The sequence below is a fragment of the Stakelama pacifica genome, assembly GCF_004361835.1.
GTDB classification, from domain to species: domain Bacteria; phylum Pseudomonadota; class Alphaproteobacteria; order Sphingomonadales; family Sphingomonadaceae; genus Sphingomonas; species Sphingomonas pacifica.
Map to the genome: position 1 here is coordinate 1 of NZ_SNWD01000012.1, position 26,634 is coordinate 26,634.

General features: G+C 60.2%; 25 protein-coding genes. 5 read left to right on the top strand and 20 right to left on the bottom strand.

The window, feature by feature from the left end; all coding sequences use genetic code 11:
- Positions 1-486: 486 nt before the first annotated feature.
- The 10 genes from EV664_RS14695 to EV664_RS14740 all read right to left on the bottom strand — a co-directional run bounded on the left by EV664_RS14695 (position 487) and on the right by EV664_RS14740 (position 11,301).
- Complete coding sequence (locus EV664_RS14695) at positions 487-981, bottom strand: hypothetical protein (RefSeq protein ID WP_133496490.1); 495 nt, start codon at positions 979-981, stop codon at positions 487-489.
- 4 nt (positions 982-985) lie between these two features.
- Positions 986-2,161 (bottom strand): tetratricopeptide repeat protein, encoded by a 1,176-nt coding sequence (locus EV664_RS14700; protein WP_133496491.1) that lies wholly within the window; start codon positions 2,159-2,161, stop codon positions 986-988.
- Positions 2,162-2,229: 68 nt separating this feature from the next.
- Complete coding sequence (locus EV664_RS14705; protein WP_133496492.1) at positions 2,230-4,449, bottom strand: GumC family protein; 2,220 nt, start codon at positions 4,447-4,449, stop codon at positions 2,230-2,232.
- Between the two features lie 14 nt (positions 4,450-4,463).
- The gene (locus EV664_RS14710; protein ID WP_229668365.1) at positions 4,464-5,036 is read right to left on the bottom strand and encodes a polysaccharide biosynthesis/export family protein; all 573 of its coding nucleotides are present in this window, start codon (positions 5,034-5,036) and stop codon (positions 4,464-4,466) included.
- A 193-nt stretch (positions 5,037-5,229) separates the two neighbouring features.
- Entirely contained in the window at positions 5,230-6,555 is a 1,326-nt protein-coding gene (locus tag EV664_RS14715; protein ID WP_162848868.1) for an O-antigen ligase family protein, read from the bottom strand.
- A gap of 133 nt (positions 6,556-6,688) precedes the next feature.
- Positions 6,689-7,774: a replication initiator protein A gene (locus EV664_RS14720; protein ID WP_229668366.1), complete on the bottom strand. Its 1,086-nt coding sequence runs from the start codon at positions 7,772-7,774 to the stop codon at positions 6,689-6,691.
- 289 nt (positions 7,775-8,063) lie between these two features.
- Positions 8,064-9,119 carry a mannose-1-phosphate guanylyltransferase/mannose-6-phosphate isomerase gene (locus tag EV664_RS14725; protein WP_133496495.1) on the bottom strand — a complete coding sequence of 352 codons (1,056 nt, stop codon included), beginning with the start codon at positions 9,117-9,119 and terminating at the stop codon, positions 8,064-8,066.
- 267 nt (positions 9,120-9,386) lie between these two features.
- Positions 9,387-9,593, bottom strand: a complete 207-nt coding sequence (locus tag EV664_RS14730) for a hypothetical protein (RefSeq protein ID WP_133496496.1) — start codon at positions 9,591-9,593, stop codon at positions 9,387-9,389.
- Between the two features lie 820 nt (positions 9,594-10,413).
- Positions 10,414-10,908 (bottom strand): RES family NAD+ phosphorylase, encoded by a 495-nt coding sequence (locus tag EV664_RS14735; protein WP_133496497.1) that lies wholly within the window; start codon positions 10,906-10,908, stop codon positions 10,414-10,416.
- A gap of 3 nt (positions 10,909-10,911) precedes the next feature.
- The gene (locus EV664_RS14740) at positions 10,912-11,301 is read right to left on the bottom strand and encodes an antitoxin Xre/MbcA/ParS toxin-binding domain-containing protein (RefSeq protein WP_229668367.1); all 390 of its coding nucleotides are present in this window, start codon (positions 11,299-11,301) and stop codon (positions 10,912-10,914) included.
- Positions 11,302-11,385: 84 nt separating this feature from the next.
- On the opposite strand from EV664_RS14740, the gene EV664_RS14745 reads away from it, so the two are divergent.
- The 3 genes from EV664_RS14745 to EV664_RS14755 all read left to right on the top strand — a co-directional run bounded on the left by EV664_RS14745 (position 11,386) and on the right by EV664_RS14755 (position 13,834).
- A complete protein-coding gene (locus EV664_RS14745) occupies positions 11,386-11,697 on the top strand; it encodes a PadR family transcriptional regulator (protein ID WP_133496498.1) in 312 nt (103 codons plus the stop codon).
- A complete protein-coding gene (locus EV664_RS14750; RefSeq protein WP_229668368.1) occupies positions 11,694-12,872 on the top strand; it encodes a hypothetical protein in 1,179 nt (392 codons plus the stop codon). The genes EV664_RS14745 and EV664_RS14750 overlap by 4 nt, the downstream gene beginning before the upstream one ends.
- A gap of 389 nt (positions 12,873-13,261) precedes the next feature.
- A complete protein-coding gene (locus EV664_RS14755) occupies positions 13,262-13,834 on the top strand; it encodes a recombinase family protein (RefSeq protein WP_133496499.1) in 573 nt (190 codons plus the stop codon).
- 102 nt (positions 13,835-13,936) lie between these two features.
- On the opposite strand, the gene kdsA is transcribed toward EV664_RS14755, so the two are convergent.
- Genes kdsA through EV664_RS14775 form a run of 4 tightly spaced genes read right to left on the bottom strand, consistent with a single transcriptional unit; the run spans position 13,937 to position 18,248 of the window.
- A complete protein-coding gene (gene kdsA, locus EV664_RS14760) occupies positions 13,937-14,755 on the bottom strand; it encodes a 3-deoxy-8-phosphooctulonate synthase (RefSeq protein WP_211338517.1) in 819 nt (272 codons plus the stop codon).
- Between the two features lie 12 nt (positions 14,756-14,767).
- Positions 14,768-16,078, bottom strand: a complete 1,311-nt coding sequence (locus tag EV664_RS14765) for an RraA family protein (protein ID WP_229668369.1) — start codon at positions 16,076-16,078, stop codon at positions 14,768-14,770.
- Positions 16,079-16,083: 5 nt separating this feature from the next.
- On the bottom strand, positions 16,084-17,073 hold the full coding sequence (locus EV664_RS14770; RefSeq protein WP_133496502.1) for a KpsF/GutQ family sugar-phosphate isomerase: 990 nt from the start codon (positions 17,071-17,073) through the stop codon (positions 16,084-16,086).
- The gene (locus EV664_RS14775) at positions 17,070-18,248 is read right to left on the bottom strand and encodes a hypothetical protein (protein WP_133496503.1); all 1,179 of its coding nucleotides are present in this window, start codon (positions 18,246-18,248) and stop codon (positions 17,070-17,072) included. The genes EV664_RS14770 and EV664_RS14775 overlap by 4 nt, the downstream gene beginning before the upstream one ends.
- Before the next feature lie 346 nt (positions 18,249-18,594).
- Here EV664_RS14775 and EV664_RS14780 point away from each other — a divergent pair, with 346 nt between their 5' ends.
- Entirely contained in the window at positions 18,595-20,613 is a 2,019-nt protein-coding gene (locus EV664_RS14780; RefSeq protein WP_162848869.1) for a radical SAM/SPASM domain-containing protein, read from the top strand.
- A 493-nt stretch (positions 20,614-21,106) separates the two neighbouring features.
- Here EV664_RS14780 and EV664_RS14785 read toward each other — a convergent pair whose 3' ends face one another.
- The 3 genes from EV664_RS14785 to EV664_RS14795 are packed head-to-tail and all read right to left on the bottom strand — an operon-like array spanning position 21,107 to position 23,030.
- The gene (locus tag EV664_RS14785; RefSeq protein ID WP_133496505.1) at positions 21,107-22,060 is read right to left on the bottom strand and encodes a replication initiator protein A; all 954 of its coding nucleotides are present in this window, start codon (positions 22,058-22,060) and stop codon (positions 21,107-21,109) included.
- A complete protein-coding gene (locus EV664_RS14790; RefSeq protein ID WP_229668370.1) occupies positions 22,057-22,380 on the bottom strand; it encodes a hypothetical protein in 324 nt (107 codons plus the stop codon). The genes EV664_RS14785 and EV664_RS14790 overlap by 4 nt, the downstream gene beginning before the upstream one ends.
- Positions 22,377-23,030, bottom strand: a complete 654-nt coding sequence (locus EV664_RS14795) for a ParA family protein (RefSeq protein ID WP_133496506.1) — start codon at positions 23,028-23,030, stop codon at positions 22,377-22,379. Before EV664_RS14795 ends, EV664_RS14790 begins: the two co-directional genes overlap by 4 nt.
- Positions 23,031-23,410: 380 nt before the next feature.
- Here EV664_RS14795 and EV664_RS14800 point away from each other — a divergent pair, with 380 nt between their 5' ends.
- On the top strand, positions 23,411-23,632 hold the full coding sequence (locus EV664_RS14800) for a hypothetical protein (protein ID WP_133496507.1): 222 nt from the start codon (positions 23,411-23,413) through the stop codon (positions 23,630-23,632).
- Positions 23,633-23,807: 175 nt separating this feature from the next.
- Here EV664_RS14800 and rfbA read toward each other — a convergent pair whose 3' ends face one another.
- Genes rfbA through rfbB form a run of 3 tightly spaced genes read right to left on the bottom strand, consistent with a single transcriptional unit; the run spans position 23,808 to position 26,631 of the window.
- Positions 23,808-24,689, bottom strand: a complete 882-nt coding sequence (gene rfbA, locus EV664_RS14805; protein WP_133496508.1) for a glucose-1-phosphate thymidylyltransferase RfbA — start codon at positions 24,687-24,689, stop codon at positions 23,808-23,810.
- On the bottom strand, positions 24,686-25,573 hold the full coding sequence (rfbD, locus tag EV664_RS14810) for a dTDP-4-dehydrorhamnose reductase (protein ID WP_133496509.1): 888 nt from the start codon (positions 25,571-25,573) through the stop codon (positions 24,686-24,688). Before rfbD ends, rfbA begins: the two co-directional genes overlap by 4 nt.
- Positions 25,573-26,631, bottom strand: a complete 1,059-nt coding sequence (rfbB, locus tag EV664_RS14815; protein ID WP_133496510.1) for a dTDP-glucose 4,6-dehydratase — start codon at positions 26,629-26,631, stop codon at positions 25,573-25,575. Before rfbB ends, rfbD begins: the two co-directional genes overlap by 1 nt.
- Positions 26,632-26,634 lie beyond the last annotated feature (3 nt).

The following is a 26,634-nucleotide window of genomic DNA, read 5'->3' on the forward strand; positions in this document are numbered from 1 at the left end:
GCTCCTCGCTGAACCTCGATCGCTTCATTCGTCCGTCTCCTTGTCGAAGGCCGGACTCTACCTATCAATGGAGGAAATCTAGGGGCTCAGACCACACTGATCCGTCACCTGATCGGGGGCGTCACATAAAACGGGCACAGATATACGCTCAGAAAGAGATTTTGCGATGACCCCGGGGCGGTTCACATGGAACTGGCGACCCGCTGACAACGAGCCAATCGCGCAAGCCGCTTGAACTGCGGCGTTCAGACCACGCTTACTGCTTTTACGCAAATGCAGACGCTATATCGTCAACGCGCTACAGCGGGTCGTTCCGCCGCGCAGACCACTACCGCACGGCATGATCTCGAAGCTGCACATCCCGATATTGCGGAACGGGTTCGTCTCGCCATAGGCTGTATCCGCGACTTCAACACATGAACCAGATCGCCTGAAACCAGCGGATGGATTTAGAAAAGTAGCTGGCTGATCAACACATTGTCGAGATCAGCGTTGTCCCCTGGCATCCTCAATACGCTGGCTGGCATCCTTGAAAGGGGAAGTGGCGTTTGCAGTCGCATCGTAATGACGATCAATGCGATTACGAAAACGATTTTGAACCCGGTTCTGGACGCGGTTACTGATCCTGTTGCGCGGATTTTGCCCAGATACGGCAGCGGCGGTTTGACGCTGCCCTACTTCGCCTATACCGGTTTCGGCTGTGGTTCCGATGTCATGCAGGCCTTGGTTCTGGTCCTGCGCTCCGTCGCCATTTTGCGCCTGATCCGCATTGCTTTCAAACGGATCGCTTGAAAAGCCGTCGGCTGTTTCCCCATCGTAGGGATTGACCTGATAGGGATCCGTAAAGGTCTGATCCGTCGTTGAGGCATAGGGATCGATTGGGAAACTTTGGCTGCCGGTAGCTTGCGCCATTGCAGAGCCGGCCGTCAATATTAACGCCAATGCTGCACTCACTCCTCCGATCCACTTGTGGTTTTCCATCTGCTCACTCCGTCGGCACGAGTTCTGCGCGCACGATCTGTCCTGACACGCCCGAAATATCGTCCGATGGCACTGCTACTAGCGACAGAGTCTGGACCGTACAGTTCTCCGGCACGCTGAAATGCCCGGCGAAACGGCCATTGTTCAACGCCGAATTAGAGACCCGAATTCGTCCCAGTTCGCGACCGTTCATCTGGCAGGTTAATACCCAATAGGGTTGCGATTGTTCGGGCTGATCGATCCCCACACTTTGCCCGGTCAGACGATAAGCTCCCGGCGCTAGCAGTTCGGTCTGATGAACCAAGACACCGCCGGTGCTGGGAGGGACTGCAAAATCCAGTAGTCCCTTTCCGTCACCCGTTTTCAGGATGGCCGCAGACATGCTCGGGTCGTATCCCGCCTGCCAATCGAAGATAGTGCGCACATCTGCCGCAAGGGCGAAATTCGGATCGCGAGAACGATCACGCCTGGCGTTGGGACGAAGACGGGCATAGGCTTTCCAGGCCAGATCCGTCTTGCCCGCAGCGAACAGGGCGTTAATCAGAGCGGCACGCTGATCCGATGGTACGACCACGCCCGCCTGCCGTCCTTCGGCAAAAAATTTCAAGACGCCCTCAGGATTGATCCTGCTGGATGCGGCATAGCGAATGAAGCTTTCTTCCCAAATAGGTCTTGTCGCCAATATACGAAGCAGGCGCGCGCGAATTTGAGGTTCGACAAGCGCAGCGGTCAGTGTTGGGAACAGCAAACTCTGGGCGTCAGGAGAGGTTCTCAGCGCAAGATCATACTGCCGCAAGGCCTCTGCGATATCCCCTCGCGTTACAGCGTCCTCAATCGCCCAAATCTTCGGTCGCAGTTCGCGACGGGAAAGCAGGTTCGAATAAGTGAATATTCGGCCCGTACGCGCCGCATCGTTTTGCAATTGGGCGTGCAAGCCTAAGACAGTCAGAGCTTCGACCGTGGTCGGGTCTTGCCTCAACGCTTTGCGCGCGAGCCGGACAGACGGCGCGTCATCGTCGGCGGTGGGGTTCTGGGTAAACAGGGTTTGTGCATAGTCGGCAGTAATAACGCCGTTACCAGGCGCGAGGAGATGTGCGCGGGCCGGGTCAACCTTAACCACAACATTGGCGGCGCTGGCCGTGAGCCCCAGATATCCGCCGACCACCAGTCCCAGCGCCAACACAATGCGGCCCCCCCAATCGACCGGTGTCCGCTTGGCAAAAGGGCTCTGGCGGCGCCGGCGCGACATCAGGCGGACTTTGCGTCCCGATCGTCGCGCCCATAACCATAGCCGTATTCATAGCCATAGCCGTAGTGCGCCTTACGCGCCTCGAACTTGGTCAGGACGCCGCCGAAGATATGCACATTCGCCGCCGCCAGACGGTTGAGCGCGGTCTTGACTTGGCTCGAACGAATACCGTGGGATTCCACAGCATACACGACACCTTCGACCCGGCTAGCGATAAGCGGAGCGTCCGCCAGCCCCATCACAGGCGGAGAGTCGACGATGACATGGTCATAGGTTTCGAGCAGACGCTCAATAAGGATGCTGAGACGATTGCCCGTTAGCAGTTCTGCCGCGTTGGGCGGGATCGGTCCTGCCGTCATCGCCGTCAGCCCCAGATCGGCAATCTCGAAGGTGAGCTTCGAGATGTCCTCTTCGCCCGCGAGGAAGTTGCTGACGCCGCGCTCATGTCCAACGCCGCCCCAGTGATGAACGGAGGGCGAGCGCATATCGCCGTCGATCAGGATCACACGCTTACCGGCACGCGCCAGCACTGTGGCAAGCGCGATCGAGGTTGTCGATTTGCCTTCCGCAGGACGGGTCGATGTGACCGAGAAGGACCGCGGCACGCCATGTTCGGTCGTAAAGCGGAGATTGGTCTGGATGGCGATATAGGCATCAACCAGTTCGGATTTGCGGTCGAGCAGTGCCTGACGCGGTGTCTGATCATTGGACGTTCTGGGCACCGAACCGAGCAGAGGCAGACCAAGACGTCGCTCAACTTCTGCCGGATCTGCAATGGCCTCATCAAGCTGTTCAAGCGCAAGGGCAGCACCTGAGCCAAGTGCTATACCAACAACGATTGATATTAGCAGATTGAGCAACAGACGCGGGCTCGAAGGTTTTTCCGGGATATCCGCTGTGTCAACGATGGAAACATTGTTAACCCCTACCCCGGCGGCAACGCCAATCTCCTTAAAACGCTGAAGAAGACCATCGTACAGCGCACGGTTGGTATCTACTTCCTGCTTATAGATATTATACTGAATCGAACGCCGGCGCAGATCAAGATAATCCCCCTTAAGCGCCTTGACCCGGTTTTCCAGTTCCTGCTCGCGCATCAGTGCCTGACGGTAATCCGATTGCAGCGATCCGGAGACACGACTTTCCTCGCGTGTGATCGAACGATCCAACGCATCAATCTGCGACTTGATTGCTTTTGCCTGCGGATATTCCGGTTCGAAGCGTACCATCAACTGCTGATATTGTGCCGCGAGCTCGGCGCGACGTTGCCGCAAATTGTTGATTGCTGTGTTGCCGAGCGCTTCGGGTGATGCGCCATCGCCGCCAGCACGCCGATAACGCGATTCCGCTGCGATCCGCTCAGTTGTTGCCTGGTTCAGAGCCGTGTTGAGCGCAGCGAGATTATCCACGACAATCGACCGGTCGCCGGTTGTCGAACCATTGGCGTTGGTCTGCGTCGGCAGATCGATGATCTGCTCTTTAGAAGCATAGGCAACCATTTGCCGCTGCGATTCATCAAGTCGATTCTTATATTCCGCCAGCTGGCGCTGGAGGACGTTTCGACCATAGGAAGTCGCCTGAATCTTTCTTTCAAGATTAGTTTTAATGAAATTTTCGGCCCAAGCATTAACGACTTTTGCTGAAAATCCGGCATCAGGGCTGGTAAATCGGATATCGACGAGCCGCGAAAGCCGTGTTGGGTCTATACCGACACGATCCAGCAATATCTGCCCGGCGTCACGCTGTCGCTGTGCTCGCCCCTGAGCCGGATAATGTCCGTTCGAAATCTTGTAGGCCGGCACGTCTTGGTCTGCGACGCCGAACATCTCGAAGAATTTTGGATCGTCAACAAGCCGTAGCTCGGTCGCCACACGCTCGGCCAGCGTTCGCGACTTCAACAGGCCATATTGGGTCTGATAAAACTCCTGATCGGTTACACTCGCCTCGCGTTCGACACCCTTAAAATTGGTGACTTGATCGGATTCACGCGAAATCTCGATCGTTGCATCAGCGGTATATTGCGGCGTCGTCAACAAGGTAATGACCAAACCGATCAGAAAACAACCCGCGATCGCACCTGCGATCACCCAGCGCCAGCGCCGGGCAATGCGCAGATATTGCTCGAGGACAGAAGGGCCTTCTGTTCCCCCGACCGCCTCGGAACCGACTGGGTTACGAATTGCCGCCTGATTATCCCGATAGGATGTTACAATATTCATGAGATGGATCGATTCTATCGCAGGATCGCGACCAGCGGTGCCGCAAGCAACGGCGCCAAGCTGACGAAATCACGGAACAAGCTACGCGTCGGGCTGTCGCCCACAACAATGACATCGTCGGCATAAATTTCGGGGTCAGCATAGATGCCTCGCCGAATTGCCGTAATATTGTATAGGCCAGCCATCTTCTGGCCGTTAACCGTGCGAAGAATCACGACATCATCCTCTTTGGCAAATTCCGTAAGACCTTTCGCAGATGCGACCGCACGCAATAGCGTCATCTGATTGGTAACGGGATAAAGGCCCGGCTCGGTTACCTGACCGTCTACCGTGACCACCTGACTGACCGAACTGATAATATTGACCGTTACGTCGGGATTGCGGACATAACGCCCGCCAAGGGCTTTTTCGATATCTTTCGCAAGTTCAGCAGGCGTCTTGCCATTGGCATCAACCGTGCCAATCAGTGGCATCGCAATCCGCCCGCTGGCATCGACCTGCATCTTGCGGCTCAGTTCGGGCACGGCGAAAATGGATACCTCAATCGTGTCCAGTGGTCCCACCAAAGCAAGGCGATCACCAGCCACAATATCACTACGATCAGGTGCGGGGAGCGTAGTTTCCCCCTCGACAACGGTCAGTCGAGCATTCGACTGGATAGGAGGCCGACCGGCACAAGATGCAAGTGCGAGAGATGCCAGGGCAAGAACAAAGATTCTTCGCATGAAAGAGATGTGATCCAGTCAATCCTGAAGGAAAAGCGGCGTATAGATTGAGACACTATGCAGGTAAAGCGATACCCTGTTGCGACCTTTCGGGAGAAGCATTGCCCAGCCAGATACCCGCTAATGTCAGGATCGCCATCATCATCGGTGTGCGCGCCGGATAGTCGACGATGCTGGCGAGCATGATCAGCAATATCATGGCAAAAGCGGTGCGTGGGAGGAATTTGTCTGTCTCCGGCCGCTTCCATGCCCGAATCCCCGCTGCAATCCACCAGAGCACCGCACCGGCAAGCAACAAGGCGACCACAATTCCTCCGTCCAGAACAAGCTCGATCCAGTCATCATGCGCATGGTTGAAATAGGTATATTTTAGAAGTCGATCGGGTTCGGTAATGCGATATACCGGATCGAACGCTCCCAGTCCTGACCCGATCGGAAAATATCTACCAATCATATCGAGCACCACGGGCAACGCGCGACGGCGCAAATCTTCGCTGGCATTTAGGTCAATAGCGCGAGTGATAGAGACAGCGCGATCAAGCGTGACTGAAAGCGCAACCAGCGCCACAAAAGCCACGACTGCACCTGCAACCAGACCGATCGCGACCGAACGAGGCAAAGCACGCAATTCGCGTAAAACCGCACGGTGCATAACGAGAAATCCTGCAGCTATTCCGATAGCGCCAACCAAGAGGCCCATACGTGATCCGGTTGCGAGGATTAAAAGCGCAAAAAACGGCAGTACAGCCACCGCAGCGATTGCCTTCCAACGCACCACCTTTTTGCCACGAAAACCCCAGACTGGTGCAAGAAGACAGCCAATTGCTATGAACAGCGCGAAATGGTTACGATTAGCGAAATTGCCGCTGACCATGTCCAAGCTTTCGTTGATAAACGGATTATCGAACCGCGCGCCGGAAAACTTCAAAAGGCCGAGCAGACAACCCGCAACAACCAGTATCAGCAAAAAGCCTGCGATCCGCCGGTGCTGTTCCCGGTTCAAATTCGCAGCAAGGACAAGAACCGTTACCGGCACGATCAGCGATCCCAGCGCATTAACGGTTGCACTCGGCGAGATCGAAATCGGGCGCCAGGGCTGTGGCTGTCCCGCTATTTCGGCGGCCTGTACGAACAGCGAGCGACCGGGCAGGCTGGTCCAGATTGCGGGCGGAAGCGGGATCAACTGGATCGCCGTCACCAGAATTGCGAGGCCGACAAAGATCGCGACCGGCAGCACCCGGCGCCAGTCGAAGCGCGGCGACAGCACGACATAGGCAATCAGTAACAGCCATGCGAAAAACCGTGTCACGACCTGCCCGCTGACATCGGCACGCGACGCGCCGCCTGCGATCCACAATATGACGAGAAAGCCGGCCAGCATCCAGAAGGATAGAAGGGCAGCGAAATCGGGGCGGGAACGGGCGCTCATCTGCATCACCGCTCTCTAGACAAATGTTTCGGGCAGTCAAAGCAGGACCGTAAGAGGCTCATCCACTTTGGCTTCACGGCGCAGATCAGCCCGGTTGACCCCGTTTCTCGAACCAGCTCTGGCAAAATTTAAGGAAGTGGCGTTCGGGATGTTTCGGCGCGATTTCGTTCTCGCCAAGCCAGTTTCGCCATTCGCGTTCGAGCGCATATATATCCCATCCTGGGGCGACATTGCGGGCATCGCCGTAAATGTCGCCATCGAGCGCGCCGGCCCAGGGTTCGGCGGCGGCAACCGCCAGCGACGCCTTCATCGTTCCGCGGTTGGTGAACGTCACCATGTCCGCCTCCTGATCAAAAATAACCCTGTAATCGGGCAGATGATCGCTGGCAGCCAGTTCCTTGAGAGCGAACCGAAAGCGTCGCTCGGTCCCTTGCGAACCCGATTTCCTGAACAGTATGTCGAGCGAAACCTTCCAGCTCGCCTGCTGCCCGCAATGCTTGCGCGCCAGTTCGTAGATACGCCGCTCAATCGGTTTTCTGAGGCGGAAATAGTCGCGGTGCAGGGTCAGCACTTCATTGTGGCGGATTGCATTGAACACCCAGTCCGACAGCTTGATCTCGCAGTGAATCAGGCGACCATCCAGGCCGTGCGAGCGGCGAATGGATGACGCATCGATCAGGCCGAAGCCGTCAATCTGTTCCTCATCGCCAGTGATGATATTGGTGCGGATCCGCGTTCCCTCAAGCCGGTCCAGCGCTTCGATCAGCGCCTTATAATCTTTTCCGGCAGTACCGCGATTGGTGAAGATCAGTAATTCCCGACTGCTGATCCGAACGCGTTGCGATACCGGTTCACCCAGCTTCAGTTTCGCCATGATCTGCGAAATACAGTATATCAGAATGTCTTTATCATAAATGGTCGCAAGCCCTTTAATGCTGGGCGTTACCTCAAGCCAGTTACCATTATGCTCATAGCGTCTGACACATGTCTCAGGCTTTTTTGAAAGCGAATAGAAGGGATGCTCCATTTGCGGCATCACATCCTTGAGAACCGCGTCCGCGACATCACAGATGAAGAGATCATGCTGAGGATGGCGCTCCGGAATGAGCGCAGGTGGACGAGAAGAGGCTTCACTTTCCATAGAAACATCTCTTCGGGGTTTCAGGAACATTTTGTCAAGATTCGGGGTATCAGGAACAGTCGGGATAGATTCGGGGTTTTAGGAACAGCCCGCCACAATTCGGGGTTTCAGGAACGAAAGTTCGGGGTTTTAGGAACGTTGATTCGGGGTTTCAGGAACAAAGATGCCGGAAAAACTGATTTTATCGCAATGTTACCAGCGGTTTAAAGGATGCCCGCTCAACCGTAACACAGATATTTAACCCGAAATAACACCTGACCCTGTGGATAACGTACCGGCTCCGCAGCGCGCTGACGGAGCAGCCGCGTTCCCATCGCTACTATGGCTTCATGGCCTCGATCAGCTTTTTGACGTCCTGACTGGATCCGCGCGGTACGATCAGAATATCATCGCCGCTTGCGACCACGATCAGGTCATCGACCCCGACCATTGCGATGCGCGGCCCGTCGGAACGCACCAGACAATTCCGGCTCTCAATAGTCAGCACGTTCCCACGATGGACATTTCCATGCGCATCAAGCTCGCTGAGGCTATGCAGTGCATCCCAGCTGCCGACATCGCTCCATCCCATATCCACAGGCGCGACTACCACCCGCTGAGCGCGTTCCATTACCGCATAATCGATTGAATTCGCCGGTCCGCGCGCGAAGGCATCGCGACTGGGATATATCCGGTTTTCCTCAAGCCGAGCAGCCTTCATCGACGCTTGTGCGGCTGTAAGCATATCGGGTTCGTACGTGCCGAGTGCATCCAGAAACGCATCTGCGCGAAACAGAAAAATGCCCCCATTCCAATAATGATCGCCGGCCGCCAGCATTGCCTCGGCCTTTTCACGGGGCGGCTTTTCGACGAAACGCGCAACCCGTTGCACCCCGGGAGCGATCTCTTCGCCGCCTTCAATCCAGCCATAGCCGGTTTCCGGGGCGTCAGGACTGATACCGAACGTGGCGAGCCAACCCTCGCGCACAAGCGGCAGTGCTGCCGCAACAGCATCGTGCAACGCAGCGACATTTTTGATTACATGATCCGACGGCATCACCAGAATCGGCGCGTTCCCACCGCCCGCAGCAATCGCTGCAAGTGCGATTGCCGGAGCAGTGTTTCGCGCGAGCGGTTCCAGGATCAGGGCGCTTGCCCGACAATCGATATGATCAAGCTGGGCTTCGATCTCCCCAGCATGCGCACCATTCGCGACGATGATCGGAGCAGCATAGCGGAGGTCGTTCGCCGTTCGCCGTGCGGTCAGCTGGAGCATCGTTTCGTCAGCGGTGAGCGCCAGCAATTGCTTCGGACTTTCCGGCCGCGACATTGGCCATAAACGCGCTCCCGACCCCCCAGACAAAATGACCGGGACGATCTGTGTAGGTTCGCTCATCAAAGAATTTCCTCTGCGCCGATATGCGCCGTCTTTTGAACCTCAACGGGCCGCGGATCGCTAAGGGCTGGCGTGTAGGGCGTCCCCGCCGCGCGACGTTGCGAAGCAATGTGTAAGTGCGCCCTTAGGCAGGGAGCAAATTTCCAATGGGTGTGCAGACATTCCCAGTCAAGCTGATTGAACTATCTCAGGCAACGTCATCCGGCGCTTGTCGCAAGCCGGTGTGACACAAACGCTCGACTGAGGTGCTGCGGATCGCGTTTCCGGTTAGGCGATGCCAAGCATCACCTTAGCCACCGCGCCGATCGTCGCGAGCACTCCACAGATGATGAGCAGGATCCTGTTCAGCCGTATTTTTCGTTCCAGTCTATCGAATGAGTGAGTCAGGCTGTCGTTGGTCTTTCGAATACTGTCCCGGTTTCTGATGCGCGTATCGAGCTTCCGTTCAGCAGGAGTCAGCACATCCCTGGTCATTTCTGCTTCTCCCGGCCGCTGATTTCCCCGCACTGGGCAGCGAATTTCTTCACGCGTTCGACATCGGCCTCAGGCACCCAGACAGCGATCCGGCGCCATCCCTCTCGCTGTCGTCGTTCCGCATATTTCGCGCTCGCTTGTCGAACCTGTGCCGGACGCGAATGCGCAGTCCGCAGATGTTTCGGGTCCAATGGCTCCATGATTTTTCTTCGCCTCCCTGCCTAAGGGCGCACTTATACATTGTATGAGCACTCATACAATGATGCGCCCTGCGGGACCTGTGACGAAATCGGGCAAGCCGCTTTGCCAGCCAAGGGGTTCACCCCTTAGCGATCCGATATGGAAACGCGTTTTTGCTTCTGGTCGGAGCTGGCGAACATGGCAGCTGCGCGACACCATCGCTGATGGATTCCTATCCGCTGCGGCTTTGTCGGTAATCGTAACGATCATTCGGAACGCCGGTTATTGAGCACGGCCACTGCCCGGCAATCGCACGATGTTTCGCTTTGAGCCGGTCGAACAGTTCCGTCACTTTGCAGGCTCTGCACGATCGCATTGTCGAGCATGGCAAGCCGCGCCTCGCGATCCCCAACTATGGTAATGACTGGTCTGATCAAAGGGACCTGCCGGTCACTAAAACCACGAATCTCATTTCGTGAAATGGAGCGTTATCCCCGGTCGGGCGAGGCGGTCACGGATTTCACAAATCACCTGTGCGAGGAATGCCTGTACGTCGAAATCTGCGCTGGTCACTGATACCACGAAGCGCTTCTGATATCGGCGTCAGGCGCGCTCGACTTCACCCGATGGCGATACCCGGTCAGGATGGCCGCAATCCTAGCCGGTTGTCGTCGTCGATCACCATGAGCTTACCCTCCCACTGCCAGAGCACGAGGTTCAGCGAATCCGCCGAAGCACCACGTGCAAAGCTGGGGACGATAATACCTGCAAACCCCTTGGCGACCACCTTTTCGCTGAGCTCCTGCGTCGGAACGGTTGCGCGCGCGAGCATCTGATCGCGCCAGCTGGAATCGGCGAGAGCGGCAGGCGTCATTGCGAATGGTTTCAGAGCTTCGGGGTCGCGTCCGTTGAGAAGTGGCCCCACATCCGCCCGATATGCGACCAGCGTTGTCGGCTGCAGCGTGCCGACCTGATTTGCTTCGCGCAGCGCAGTGTCCGCATCGAGCGACGTGTACAGCGCCGGCCGACCGATCCGGTTGAAGCGACCACCAAACCGCGCCGCGCCCTCGCCCGACAGCGGATCGCGCGCATAAACCGGGTTCAGCGCCCGATATAGCAGCCCCGTAAAGCGCATCGATCAGGCGTGGATCCCGGCATCGATCGCATCGATATAGGTCAGCACATCATCGGCGCGATTGGCCTGAACGAGCTGCATCGCGGTCTGTCCCGAAAAACCGGGAAGCGGTTCAGAGCGATACCAGGCATAGGCAAGCAATGCTGAGCCGAAACGCGGCTCCACCTTGTTCAGCACCTCGGCCATTTGTCGCAGGCGGCGCTGCGTACGATCCGATGCGATCCGGTCCTTGCGCTGGATCGCGTCCTTGCCGAGCCCAAGCGAGCGCGCCAGCTCCTCGCTGGTGGTGCGCAATGCAGCCATCATCTTTCGCGGTGCGAACAGGCCCTGTTCTGCATAGGCCGATACCGTCATTGTTTCGACTCCATCGATAATGACGGTATATAGCGTCAATATATGCGATTTTCCATCGCTTTTATGTGACGGTCCGGCAAATCATCGCTTGACGTTAAATCTATCTAGGTAGATTTAACGTGTATGTCCCGAACACGTGCACTTTCACCCCATGCCCGGATGGTCCTTGCCGCCCTGCTTGATGCCGGTGGCCGATGGTCCCATGGCTATGAACTGGCACGGCTTTCCGATGTGAAGTCCGGCACGCTCTATCCGCTTCTGATCCGTCTGGAAGCGCAAGGCTATCTCGAAGCGGAATGGCAGCAGCCCGTTGAAGGAGGGCGACCGCCGCGGCACGCCTATCGGCTCACGGCAAGCGGCGTGCAACTCGCCCGCGCGAATCCCCCCGGCCATGCCGTTCCGCCCGCCGACCGACGCCGGGAGGCTACCATATGAGCGGCGGTCTTCGTCGCGGTCTGGCCGATCTCGCATGCCGTGCGCTTCAGGCGACGTTGCCCCCCGCGCTACATTCCTGGGGATGGGCAGTCCGCTGCGAAACGGCCGGAATCCCGGACGATACCAGAGCGCTCCTGTTCGCGCTCAGCAGCGTCTGCGGGCTTATGCCCCGCGCTTTTGCCGCTCATCTGCTGCGCCTCTTTGCCGCACTGACCGGCAACGACGCGCCGTTTTCCGAAGGATCGACTATTATGCTCATCTTTGATGCCATGATGCGACGCCCGCGCGCGCTCGGGATTGCCTGCGCGATTGGCGCTGTGGTGCTCGGCCTTGCCTATATGGCAATCGCCGGTGCGCCGATGCGCTATCTGGGGATCAACGTCGGCGCCTTGGTGATCGGCATGACGATGCTGGCGCTGCTTGGCCGCACAGCAGCGGCGGATCAACGATGGGCGGGCGGTGCGATCATCGTGATGGCAGGCGCGCTGCTCGCGACCGCTATTCTCGGCTCCGAGGTCGAAGGTGCGGCGCGCTGGGTAAGCCTCGGCGGACTGACCATCCAACCGAGCCTGATCCTGTTGCCGGTGATGCTCGTCGTCTTTTCGCGTACCCGTAGCGTGCAGGCAACTGCCGGGATCGTCGCTGCGGCTGCCGCTATGGCGGTGCAACCCGACCGGGCGATGGCCGGGATGCTGCTACTATGCCTCGCTGTGCTGCTGGTCACACGTCGCGACAGGCATGTGGTCGTGACGCTCGCCGCCGGTGTCATCGGCTTTGCGGCAACGCTGGTGCGTGCCGATTCGCTGCCGGCGGCTCCCTATGTCGACCAGATCCTCTACTCGTCCTTCGAAATTCACGCCGGTGTCGGTCTGGCAGTGTCAGGGGGCCTGGCACTCCTCCTGGTACCGGCCATCGTCGGTTTGTGCCGCGACGCCGAAAACCGCGCGACCTCTGCCGCGTTCGGCGCAGTCTGGTTCGCCTCGATCATGGCCGCTGCGTTCGGTAACTATCCGACACCGATCGTCGGTTATGGCGGCAGTGCTATCATCGGCTATGCGTTGAGCCTCTTCGCACTGCCCAGGCTGGCGGAAGTTCACGCTGCGGTCGGTTCCCAAACGCCCGGTACAACGGATGCGGCGCCATCCGACCGGCATCCGCTCATCGCGCTCGCCTGACCGTAGGTTTGCGTTCGCCGCTGGAGGCAGTCTCCGTCGCCGGGCAAGGTCGATGCTGACACGCCCCTATCGATAATGGCTCATCGCAGCGCTGCTCGTCGCATGTCCCGGCGTATAGTCGACTTCGCTGCTCGCCCTGACGATTGCCGACGCTTCGACAGCTTGGGCTTCTTGTCGCGCAGCGTATCCTTGACGCGCGACCGCCAGGGTCGTGGATCTGTCGATGCGATGGATGACCCGTTGCGACCCGGAATTCGTCCAGAAAATGTTACAAGGCATATTGGGACGCGCATGATTTGTGGACACTATTTATGGACAGGTGTCCTGCAATTTTGACGCTCGATCCCGGTTCGTCCATAAACCGAACGGATTATGGACGGAGACCATCGATGCCCGACATGCTTGGCTATGCCCGGGTATCGACCCGCGATCAGGATCTGGAAGCGCAGCGGCGGCGGCTTGTGCAGGAGGGCGGAGCGATCCGGGTGTTCGAGGACACCATCTCCGGCAAATGCTTCGATCGGCCCGGACTGGCCGGGTTGCTCGAATTCAGCCGGGCCGGGGATACGATCTGCGTCGTCCGGCTCGATCGCCTCGGCCGCTCGCTCAAGGAGCTGCTCGAAACGATCGACCTGTTCAAATCGCGCGGTCTGGGGTTTCGGTCGCTTGAGGAGGGGCTCGACACCGGATCGGCGGCGGGCGAGCTGGTTTTCCATGTCTTCGGTGCGATCGCACATTTTGAGCGCCGGCTGATCGTCGAGCGGACGCAGGACGGCATCGCGGCGGCACGTGCCCGCGGCAAGGTGCCGGGACGGCCGCCGCTGGATGCGGAGACCCGCGCATCGGCGCTCAAACTGGTCGAGGCAGGCGTTCGCCCGGCGCAAGTGGCCAAGCAACTCGGGCTGGGCCGCTCCACTGTCTACCGCGAACTGGCGCGTATGCGGGACATGCACACCGATTGATGCGCCGCCTTTCGCAAGGCGGATCCACATCCGGAATATGCAGCCATTGCGTACGGATCGAACCCGATAGCGATGCATCCGGCTACCCTCGCCGGATAGGGTTTAGTCCTTGGCGAGCCGGTCGAACGCCTGAAGCCGGGCGAGCAGCGCGGGCATATCGCGCAGCGGGACCATATTGGGCCCATCGCTCGGCGCGCGGTCGGGATTTTCATGCGTTTCGACGAACAGCGCGGCGATGCCCACCGCCATCGCGGCGCGGGCAAGGACCGGCACGAATTCGCGCTGCCCGCCCGACCGGTCGCCCTGACCGCCGGGCTGCTGCACCGAATGGGTGGCGTCGAACACGATCGGAAAGCCGGTTTCGGCCATGATCGGGATCGAACGCATATCGCTGACCAGCGTGTTATAGCCGAAGCTCGCCCCGCGTTCGCACAGCATCACCCGGTCATTGCCGCTCGCCACCAGCTTTGCCGCGACATTCTTCATGTCCCAGGGGGCGAGAAACTGGCCCTTTTTGACGTTGATCGCGCGGCCGGTCTGCGCGGCTGCGACCAGAAGGTCGGTCTGGCGGCACAGAAAGGCAGGAATTTGCAGGACATCGGCGACTTCGGCGACCGGCGCACACTGCCCTGCGTCATGCACATCGGTGATGACCGGACAGCCGAAGCGTTCGCGAATTTCGGCGAAGACCTCCAGCGCCTTTGCCATCCCGATCCCGCGCGGCGCGTCGATCGAGGTGCGATTGCCCTTGTCGTAGGAGGATTTGTAGATCAGCCCGATCCCGAGCGATCCGCACATGTCGGTGAGCGCCGCCGCCATCTCGATCGCATGGTCGCGGCTTTCCATCGCGCAGGGACCGGCGATCAGCACGAAGGGCTTGTCATTGCCGATTTCCAGCGAGCCGATCGAAAGGGTTTTCATAGCCATAGCCTTTTAGAACGCGCCGCATTCGGAGAGGATTTCGGAAACGTCGCGCCCGCGCGCGGCGAACATGCGAATGCGCGCTTCATTGCCCATCACCTCCCACGCAGCGGCTTCCACCTCTGCCCAGCGCGCGCGCGGGACGACGATCACCCCGTCTTCATCGGCAAAGACGACATCGTCATTGCACACGGTGACGCCGCCCATACAGACGGGCCGGTTCATCGCGCGCATCGTGCCGTCGAATTTGATGTCGTTGCAATGGCTGACCCGCGCATAGACCGGGAAGCCAAGCGCACGGACATCGGCGGTATCGCGGGTGGTACCGTCGATCACTGCACCGACCGCGCCCGACCGGATCGCCAGATTGGCGTTGAGATCGCCGAAATAGGCGCGGTCGGGCACATCGGTTGCGACCATGATGACATCGCCGGGGCGAACGAAGCGATAGGATTGCAGCGCGTCGTAAATCCCCTTCCACGCATCGGGCGGATCGTCGGCGCGAAGCGCTCCCAGCTCCAGCGTCTTGGCGCGCCCCAACAGCTTGCCGCCGCTGGTCGGGCGGAGCGCGGGCGGCAGGACGGCCGATATCCCCTTTTCCTTGCAGATATCAGCAAGCACGGTCGAGGACAGATGCGAGATCATCGCGCGGAACCGGGTGACTTCGGCGGCGCGCTGCCCGGCAGCAACGGTTTCGGCGATGACCAGATCGGAACCGCGATTGATATCGATCTGCTCGATCGGGTCGAGATCGAACAGGATCGGCCGCGTGCCGAAGCGGCGCGTCGGCACCTCGCCCGATGCCGGGCGGCGGACGATATAGAGGCTCATCGCCTCGATCACCGTTTCGGGCAGGTCCACGCTGTTGGGAATGCGTGCCGTGCCATAGGCCGGTGTCTGACCGTCCCAGCAATATTGCTTGGCGCGGCTGACCCCGATCAGGCTGTCGGCGTCAGGGTCGGCAAGCAGCGCGTCGATCGCGCGACCGATCGTCTGCGCCGATACGAAGGGCGCGGTGCACAGCAGCTGCACCCAGATATCCGCATCGGGCCGCTGGCTGCATTCCCATGCGAACATCTCATGCCCGTCGGTTGCATTGCTGGCGAGCGTCTGCGGCCGGGCGAGATGCGCGACCGGAAGGTCGCTCGCCAGCGCGGCGATTTCCGCGCTTTCGGTGTCGAGACACACTTCGCTCACCGCCGGGCAATCGAGCGCCTGACGCAGCTTGCGCTTGAACAGATATTCCCCGTCGAGCACGGCGAGATTCTTCCCCGGAACCCGCTCGCTATGCCCCTTGGCCGGTACGAAAGCGACGATTTTCAAAATGTTCAGCCCTGAATGAGATCATTGGTGTGCAGCATGCCGAGCAGGTGCCCGGCATCGTCGACCACCGGAAGCACCAGCCACGCCCCGCCCTTTGCATTGCGCATCAGCAGGACATCGCCGATGGTCGCGCCTGCCGCCACCACCTGCGGATCGCGGCGCATCATCGCGGCGGCGCTGGCATTGTCGGCGCCATGCGCCTGAAGATAGCGGCGGACATCGCCGTCGACGATCAAGCCGAGCAGCCGATCTTCGCCATCGACCACGCACGCAGCGCCGAGCCGCTTTCGCGACATGATGGTGAGCACATCGACCAGCGGCGTCGCCGGTTCGACGCGCGGCAGATCGTCGCCCTGATGCATGATGCTGGCCACCGGGATCATCTGCCGCCCGAGCAGTCCCGCGGGATGGTGGCGCAAAAAGTCGGCGCGGGTGAAGCCGCGGCTACGGCTGACCGCGACGGCAAGCGCATCGCCGATGGTGAGGTGCAGCGTGGTGCTTGCGGTCGGCGCCATGCCGATATGATCGGCCTCGCGCTCAACCTCGGCCAGAATGAGATGATCGACCGCGCGGGCGAGCGGGGAGTCCGCCCGACCGATAATGCCGATCAGCGTGCAGCCGCGCGCTTTGAGCAGCGGCAGGATACGGACGATTTCCTCGGTAGCGCCGCTGTTCGACAGGAGAAGCACGGCGCTACCCGGCGTGATCGCGCCCAGATCGCCATGCGCCGCCTCGCCCGCATTGACGAACAGAGCGGGCGTGCCGAGGCTGGAAAAGGTGGCGGCGAGCTTTGCCGCGACATGACCCGATTTGCCGACACCGATCAAAATGATCGGGCGTTCCTGCCGGGCGAGCAGCGCGACCGCTTCGGGCACGCTGTCGAGCGATCCGTGCAGAAATGCCGATAGCGCGTCGCGCTCCGCCGCAATCACGTCGCGAAACCATGCCGTGGCAAGGTCGGGCGCTGCCGGGGTGATGGCGGTAAAGGCGTTCATGCGACTGTCTCCAACGCTGCCGCGCGATAGCGGGCGACACCGTTTTCCCAGCGCGCCGGATCGGTGGGGGTGTTGAGCCGGGCGAGAATATCCTCGCCGGTCAGGTCCGGATCATTCGGGTCGAGTACATTGTTGGCGGCGTGAAAGGCGAACCAGCGGCGCGCGGCTTCCGCGTCCGGCCCGTTCGCTTCGCCTGCGGCGATTGAAGTCAGAAATGCGTCGATATCGCCATATGCGTTCAGCCAGTCGGCAGTACGAAAATGCGTCCGGCGCAGCATCGGCGTGCCGTGGAATGCAGCAAGCGCGAATGCTTTGGAATCGCCGATGATCATACCATCGGCATCGCGGGCGAGCGTAGCGGTAGTGCTTGCGCCGTCGGGATCGATACCGGGCAGCAGGCGCATCCTCTCAGGATGCGCGGCGATGGCGGCAATGACCGCGCCGTTATCGACATGCTGTTCGTTCAGCGGATGGTTGGTAAAGGCCAGGAAGAAGCGATCGTCGATCTGCTCCGCCAGTTCCTCGACCAGCGCCGCATTGGGGCGCGCGCCGATCCGGTGCATCGCGAAGAAATTCTCTTCATGCTCATATTCAAGCGGGATTGCGAGGATCGGACGATCGTTGGGAAGTTCCGCCCATTCGCGAACCGCTTTACGCATCTGGCGGCTTGCCCCGCGCTCGGCGGAAAGCGGCTCCCATTCGGGCGCGAACAGCGCATCGAGCCGCGCGGCTTCCGCTTCGGAGAGGTCGGGCAACAGGCCGTGATCGAAGGGCGCTTCCTGAAAGATCACCCATTCGGGCGGGATGGAAAGCGGCGCCGCCCCGCCCTCCATGATATGACGGACAGTTCCGGGAAAGGCGTTCACCGTTTCGCAATCGGCCGAGCGGCAGAGCACATAATCGGGCGCCAGCGCCCGAACGAATGCGATGATCCCCGCCCGGTCCGCAGGCGCGTAGCGCATCGTCGGATGATCCGGGCCGTCGACAATATGCCATTGCACTTGGGCAAGGTGCGCACAACGCGCGAGCTGATCGGGACCGATACCCGTTCCGCTCCACGGCACCGGGGCAAGGATATGCACTTCATGCCTCTCGGCGAGCCGTTCGACCATCGGCGCAACGATGGCGTCGAACCACCATGGCGTGATGACCGGCAGGTAGAAGAGTATGCGCACCGATTGCCCCAGCTCGCGTGGTTACAAGGCACGATGCCGCCCGGAATCAGCGACATCGTCAGGGGCATTATAGAAAGCGGGAGCCTCGTTTGACGGAGGGGTGGGAAAATTTTGCCTAGTAAGCGGGCCGGGACAGGCAAAAGGTATTCCGATTAACCATTTCGCGACCGGGCCATCGCGGATGCATCTATAAGCGCTGAAGGTTCAGCGGGGGCGCCGGGCCCGGTCAGGACGGCATGGGGCGTTCTCACCCTGATCCCCTGAAGGTCAGTTCATGCTCGAAACCGGGATTATATCCGGGAGTAATCTCTCTCCTTTCGAAACGGCGTTCGAACAGGCGCGGTTATTGCTGGAAACCGAAGGCGTTGCCGGGATCGGCGCGGCACTTGCGCTGGTCGAGACGGCACCGATCGAAACGCCGGGGCTCACCAAAATCCTTGCCCGTAGCGTCAGCCTGCTGCTCGACGCGTTCCGATCAGATCCGCTTGCGCCCGAAGCCTATCGCGCGATGGCCGCGACCCCGGCATCGCTGGCATCGCAGATGTTCGATCTGACACTGGAGGGCGTGTTCGGCAACGGCGAGCGCGATGTGCGGGCGATCAACCAGATCGGTCTGCTGACACTGGTCGGGCTGCTCTCTTCGGCGGGAGCGCATGAACAGGCCGCGCTGTTGCTGGCACAGGCGCGCGAACATCGTAGCGGCAATCCCGCGCTGACCAAAGCGGGTTGGGTCGCACGGTGTCGCTGGGCCGGATGTTCAGCCGCCTTTGCCGATCATCTGGAACCCGCTGCTGTGGATTTCGCAGACGCGGGTGCGGCACAGGCGCGCGTCGATACAGCGCCGCTAGACCTTGTCGCCCATCGCGGGCGTATCCGCTTCGCACTTGAAGCCGACGATCTTGAGGCGGCGGACGGCTTTGCGGGTGCTGCGCTCTCGCTGCCCGTGGGCGACAGCGACAAGATGGTGCTGGTGCCCGATCTCGCGCTTCTGGTGGCAGTGCATGCCGCTTCGGGCGATCTGGCGGGCATCGAGGCGGATCGGCTGCGCTGGGCATTCGGGGTATCGCCCGGGATCGCGACGGCGGCCGCGCAGGCGATCGAATGGCGCATGGGCGAATCCGGCCTGCCGTTCCTCGACACGGCCGAGGCCGAACGTGCAGCGACGCTGCTGCGCAGCTTCGTCGCGCCTGCAAAAGTGCCGGTTATCACCGGCTATCCGATGCGCGATGGAAAGCCGCATGTCGATATCGTCTGGCTGGAAATCACCAATCACTGCAATCAGAAATGTACCTTCTGCCCCGACATGTTCCGCGAAGATGCGCGCACCTGGCTGCCGCTGGAGAAGGTCAAAAATCTGATCGATCAGCTCGCCGATACGATCAGTGTCGGATCGATGCAGCTCAACGCCTATGGCGAGCCGTTGCTGCATCCCAATATCGCCGAAATCCTCGCATATATCCGCGAGCGCAAGCTGCCCTTCCCCACCTTTTTCACGTCGCACGGGATGACGCTGGTCGACAAAAAGCTGCAACAGCTTTCGGGCAACTATCCGGCGGGGATCGCCATTTCGCTGCACAATGACAGCCAGCAATCCTATGAGGCAACGCGCAGCCACAAGATCGGCGATTATGAAACGCTGGTCGCTCGCGTGTCCGCGCTGATGCGGCAAATGGCCTTTGAACGCGCCCCGTCGCATTTGCGGCTGTACCAGATGGTGTCGAACGGGGCGGAGGACCAGCGGGTCGATGAACTGACGCGCAGCGCGTTTCCCGATACGGCCGGTCGTATGGCGAAGCATGTCCGCAAATGGGAAGCGATCGCGGCAGAAATCGCGGCATCCGCACCGCGCGAAGCGCGGGCCCGCGCCGTGACGAACAGCGACGATGCGATCCATCGCGCCTTTACCGAGGCGAGCCATGGCGACCGCAACCACCTGCCGATCCTGATCTGGGTCGATGCTGACGGCATGGAGCAGCACGCTTTCATGTCAGCGCGCCCGGTCGGCACCTATGCCAATCTACTCCTCGAATATGATCCGCGCTGGGCCGTCGAGCGCAGGCTCGTGACCGACAATAGCTGCGGATTTACGGCAACGCCGTCGCTGGCGATCTTCGCGACCGGTCGGCTCGGCATATGCTGTCTCGACCTCAACAGCACCGCGACCTTCGGCGCGCTCGATGACTTCGACACGCTGCACGATGCGCTGACCAGCCCCGAAGCGCTGCGATTGTTCGCGCAGCTGGCGAACGGCGTTGCGGCAAGTCGCGGCTGTCAGATCTGCCTTGGTGGCACCGAGCGGCATTGTGAAAGCAAGCGCCTTCCCCGCCCCACCCGCCCCGCAGGTCATTTCCGCGAAGGGGTGTAGGGAGATGAAGCACAGGCCGTAGTCGCTGGTGCAATTGCCATCACCATCGATCGTGCATGGCTTTGCTGCGCGCACACACCAGCGCTGCCTTCACGCAGAATGGCTGAACCTATCGTGTGAGCGGTCAGGGCCGGTTCGGCTTGCCACAGGGCTGACGGGTTAAGGATTCTGTTAAAAAGAGAAAGGTTAAATAAGTTAAGGCCCGAAACAGGGCCAAAAAACTTCGTACATTCAGGATGTTAAGAAGACCCCCGGTGGGTGATACCCCGTGATTCGGTGGGTGATACCCCGATAGTGCGGTGGGTGATACCCCGACGCGATAGTGGGTGATACCCCGATAGTTTCGGATCGAAATTGGGGGTCGCGAGGCGCGTTATCCACAGGCGCAGGGCGGACAGGATCGCTCTCCCCCTGCCCTCACATCCGGAAATATTCCGGAGTGCGGTGGATGAAACCCCGATAGTCGCGCGACGGGTGGGTGATACCCCGATAGTCAGCTGCCCGAGGACAGCCTTTCCATCAGCGCATCGACCTTTCGCGCGTGCCGCTGATCGGCTGCCACGCGCGCCTGTCGCTCTTCTTCCGCTTGGCGCTTTTCCGCCAGCGCGATCATCTCGGCCTCGCCGCGGCGACGAAACTGCACCGCAAGCGCGCCCTCGCTCGTCTCCGCCATCTCCATCGCATATTCGGGCAGCTGGTCGGCCTCCACCGCACGGCGGAGCATGCGGTTGAACTCCTTGGGCTTGGCATCGCTCCCGGTTTTGTCGCGCAGCACTTCGACCCGGCACAGCCATCCGCCGCGTTGCGATCCGGCATGTTTGCGTGCAATCCGATAGAGCGCTCGCTCGAGCCCCCCGGTCAGCAGGAAGTAATCGGGATGCATCGTCAGCAGCGACTTTTCGTTGACGATCCCGTCATACACCCAGTCGGACAGCGTCAGCGTCATGCCGCGCGGCTGATCGGTGTCGGCATCGGTGTCGAACGTCCAGCTGTCGAGCCAGTTGAAACCCGCTTTCTGCCGCCGCTTGGTCGCGCGGATCGAGGTGGTGATCGACGTGGTCTGCAGCCGCAGCAGCGCCGATTGCAGCTCCTGATAGTCCCTGCCCCCGGTATTGCGCTTGATCGCACGCAGCAGGTCATAGGGCGTGGTGGTGAGCGTGCGCGGAAGATCGTTTACGCCCTGCTTCTTCATCCGCGACAGCGCCGAGGCGGCCCAGATGAGGATGTCGGCATCCCAGATCGTCGCCATGCCATAATCGGGAATCGCCTGCACCCGCACCCAAGCCTCCCCATCAGGGCTCTGATATTCGATCGGTTTGAGGCGCTTGCGTTTCTGGAGCGAGAAAAAGGGCCGTTCCATAACCTCGCGCATATCCTTGAGCGGCAGGTCGCCGATCGCCGGAATGAACAGATCGAATTCGGGATTGGGGTCGCGCCGCTTGCTCATGGCGCGAACTTTGTATGGCCGCGTTCGACCAGATAGCGGCGCAGCATCCGTTCGGTCACGACGGTGAGCGGCTCCCCGCCCTCCTCCACGCTCAGCTGGCGAAGCGTGCGGTGCATATCTTCGGGGATATGGATCAGCACCGGCTTCTTGCCGGGATGGCTGCTCTTGCCGGGCCGGGCGGCGGCAGCGGCGCCGGCGGAGCGTTTGCGGGGCGGGGAGGGGGCGGGCTCGGGAGCGGATCGCGGCGCCTCGGGCACCATCTCTGCCTCAGGCTCATCGTCGAAAACGCCCGCCAGCGCGGACAGTTTCTTCGCCATCATGCCACCTCGCTTAGTCGCTTATTCGTATAATCGCTTAGTCGCTTAGCCTCTTCGAACGCAGCGCGCAATTCCGCGGCTGCCTTGCTGTCAGGCTCGGTTTCGACTGCGGTTTTGCCCAGCGGCACCGCTTTGTAGAAATCCTTGCGGTAGTGGAGGCGGCTTTCGAAGACCTGCACTCCCTTGGCGACAAAGCCCTCGACCGCTTCCTTGCCCTCGCTGCCCTGATGCGGAACCTGGGTGAGGAGCACAGCGAAGGGGGTGCCTGCCTGCTGCACCTGTTTGACCGTCTGCAGCACCGAATGCACATCAAGCCCGCGCGGCGCGACGGGAATGATGACGAAATCGGCCTGCTCGGCGGCGAGCATGGCGATGTCCTTCGAATTTGCCGGCGTGTCGATGATGATGAGGTCGAGCTTGCCGCTCTTGCGCCCGCGCGACACATGCAGGGGAAGGCCGGCAACGCTGCTGTCCTTCACCATGACGTCTTCGTCCTCGCGCCGCTCGGCCCAATAAAGCGCCGAGCCCTGACGATCATCGGCATCGAGGATGACCACGGCGGCACCTTCCTGTGCGGCCTCGACCGCAAAACCGGTGGAAAGGGTGGTTTTCGACTGGCCCCCCTTTTGCGCAATGACTGCCCAGACCTGCATTTCGATTCCCCTGTTAAACGAGTAAGCGACTAAGCGGTTATAGCACTAAGCGACTATGGTGATAAGCGGATAAGATAGCTTAGTAGCTTAGTAGCTTAGTTGCTTAGTGGGCGCCGTCATTTGATCCTATTACAGGCTGTAATGGGGGGTGCTGCTGGAGCAGTGCACCCTCGCGCTCAGGCCAGACTTCTCGGAAAGGGGCGCGAAAGAAGCTTGAGAAACCGGTCAACGCCTCCAAAATCTGCTTCCAAGAAGCAAAGGCGCTGCTCAAGCTGAACGAAATTTTCGTTGCGGTCCTGAAGTTGTCGTCACGGATTTCCGCAACGCGCTACGGTCCGAATCTTCATGATTGATGTGGATCCAGCTTCTATCAGACCGATATGAGCATACTGACAATTGCGCCTGCTGCGGGCGGTACCGGGTTCGTGGTATCGGAAATGATGGGTCGTTCTAAAATTTATTATGGAAAATCTGATAATTCATGCGATTATCTGCGATTATCTGCGATTATCTGCGATTATCTGCGATTATCTGCGATTATCTGCGATTATCTGCGATTATCTGCGATTATCTGCGAAAACGTGCGTTTAAATTCAAAATGAAGGGCGCTCGGAGATGCGTCGCATATTTTCGCATGCAGTCAGATAGCAAGATGTGTGTTGTGGTCCCACAACCCTGCCTTACTCACCTTCGGCTCGACGGGATTTTACTCTGCGAGGCGGACTGCCACTGCCGCGCAAGGAGGGGCAGCGGGCTTACGATACCGCGCTGAAAAGCCTATATCCGCTCTTCAACGCTTCTCAGGATAGCGCGCCCATAGGCGGTCTTGGCGAACATCTCGCCACGCTGCCGAGCCTGCTCAACGCTGATGAAGCCCATTTCCAGCGCGATCTCCTCCAGACAGGCGATCTGAATTCCCTGTCGGTGCTGCAGCGTGCGAACAAACTCGCTGGCTTCCAGCAGGCTGTCATGGGTTCCGGTGTCGAGCCAGGCGTAACCGCGGCCCATCTGTTCGACATACAGATCGCCTGCCTCCATATAGAGCCGGTTGAGATCGGTGATCTCCAGCTCGCCGCGCGGGGAGGGATTCAACCCGCGCGCATATTCGACCACGCGACCGTCGTAGAAATAGAGGCCCGTCACCGCGTGATTGGATTTGGGCTTTTCCGGCTTTTCTTCCAGGCTGAGCGCCCGGTTGCCTTCGCCCAGTTCCACCACGCCATAGCGTTCGGGGTCTTCCACGCGCGTACTGAATACGGTCGCGCCGGCCTTTCGCGCTACGGCGCTGGCGAGCAGATCGGTCAGATGCGCGCCGAAAAAGATGTTGTCGCCCAGCACCAATGCGGCACCTTCGCCTTCGCTCAGGAACCCGCAATCGGCCGCGATAGTAAAAGCCTGCGCAAGCCCTTCCGGGCGCGGCTGTTCGGCGTAGGTCATGGTCAGACCGAATGCCGATCCGTCGCCGAACAGGCGGCGATAATTGTCGATATATTCGGGGCTGGAGATGATGAGGATATCCCGGATACCGGCCAGCATCAGCACCGATAGCGGGTAATAGATCATCGGCTTGTCATAGACGGGCAGCAGCTGCTTGTTCACCGCAAGCGTCGCGGGGTGAAGCCGGGTGCCCGATCCGCCCGCCAGAATGATGCCCTTCATGCGTCCTCTTTCATCAATTCGTCGAGTATGTCGCTAAGCGCTTCACGCCAGTCGCGCGGCTCGATGCCATAAGCAGCACGGATCGCATCATGGCTGAGCAGCGAGTTGGCCGGACGCCGCGCAGGCGTCGGATACTCGCTGGTCGGGATCGGTTCAACGCGTGCCGAGGGACCGCCGCGCTGTTCCGACTGGCGGAAGATTTCGGCGGCGAATTCGGCCCAGCTCGTCGCGCCCGCATTGCTGAAATGAAAGGTGCCGGTCGGCGCCGTATCATCCCTGATTAGCCGCAGCACGATCGTCTTCAGCGTTTCGGCAAGATCGGCGGCGCTCGTCGGGCTCCCGTGCTGATCGGCAACCACGTTCAGCGTGTCGCGATCGGCACCGACGCGAAGCATCGTCTTCACGAAATTATTGCCATGCGCGCTCACCACCCATGCGGTGCGCACGATGACATGGCGCGCGCCAGACGTGCGTACGGCAAGCTCGCCGCCCAGCTTCGAAGCACCATAGACGCCGAGCGGCGCGACCGGGTCGTTCACCTCCCATGCGCCTGTCTTGCTGCCGTCGAACACATAATCGGTCGAGACCTGAACGAGCGGGATGCCCGCCTCGGCACAAGCCTTGCCGAAAGCAGCCGGGGCGAGCGCATTGACCGCCCATGCGGTGACCAGATCGCTCTCCGCCTTGTCGACCGCCGTGTAGGCAGCGCCGTTAATGACGGCGGCAAAGGGGCGCGACGCCACCATTGCGGCGATCGCGTCGGTATCGGTCAGGTCGAGCTCTGCCAGATCGACCGCGACGATCTCGATATCGTCGGGCCATTGGCGGCGCTGCAGCTCGGTGCCGAGCTGTCCGTTCGCGCCGGTGACGAGGATCGCAGGCATCAGGCCGCTGCCAGTCCGCGGCGTTGATCGGCCTTACGCTCGGCAACGATTGCCTGCCACCAAGGCTTGTTATCGAGATACCAGCGCACCGTCTTTTCGATCCCGGTTTCGAACGTCTCTGCGGGCTCCCAGCCAAGCTCGTCGCGGATACGGCTCGCATCGATCGCATAGCGTTTGTCATGCCCCGGCCGGTCGGCGACATAAGCGATTTGGCTCGAATAGGGCTTGCCGTCGGCGCGCGGGGAGAGCCGGTCGAGGATCGCGCAGACAGCGTGCACCACCTCGATATTCTGTTTTTCGTTATTGCCGCCGATATTATAGCTGCGCCCCGGCTCACCGCGCTCGAAAACAGTGTGAAGCGCGCGGACATGATCCTCGACGAACAACCAGTCGCGCACCTGATCGCCCTTGCCATATACCGGCAGATCCTCGCCCGCGAGCGCCTTAACGATCATCAGCGGGATCAGCTTTTCGGGGAAATGATACGGCCCGTAATTGTTCGAACAATTGGTGATCAGTACCGGCAGGCCGAAGGTATGGCCCCAGGCCGAAACCAGATGGTCGGACCCCGCCTTCGACGCCGAATAAGGCGAACGCGGATCATAGGCAGTCTCTTCGGTGAAGAGACCGGTTTCGCCGAGCGAGCCATAGACTTCATCGGTCGAGATATGGTGGAAGCGGAACCGCGCCTTCGCCTCGCCATCGAGCTGGCTCCAATAGGCGCGTGCCTCGGCCAGCATCGTATAGGTGCCGACCAGATTGGTTTCGATAAATGCGCCCGGCCCGTCGATCGAGCGGTCGACATGGCTTTCTGCGGCTAAGTGCGTGATGACGTCGGGATTGAACTCGTTCAGCGCGCCGCGCACCGCTGCCGCGTCGCAGATATCGCCCTTCACGAAGGAATAGCGATCGCTGTCCGCTACCGATTCCACGGTGGAAAGCGTGCCCGCATAGGTCAGCTTGTCGAAATTGCAGACGCTATGGTAGGTGGTCTCGATAAGATGTCGGACCAGCGCCGAACCGATAAACCCGGCGCCGCCGGTCACGAAAATGCGCATCTG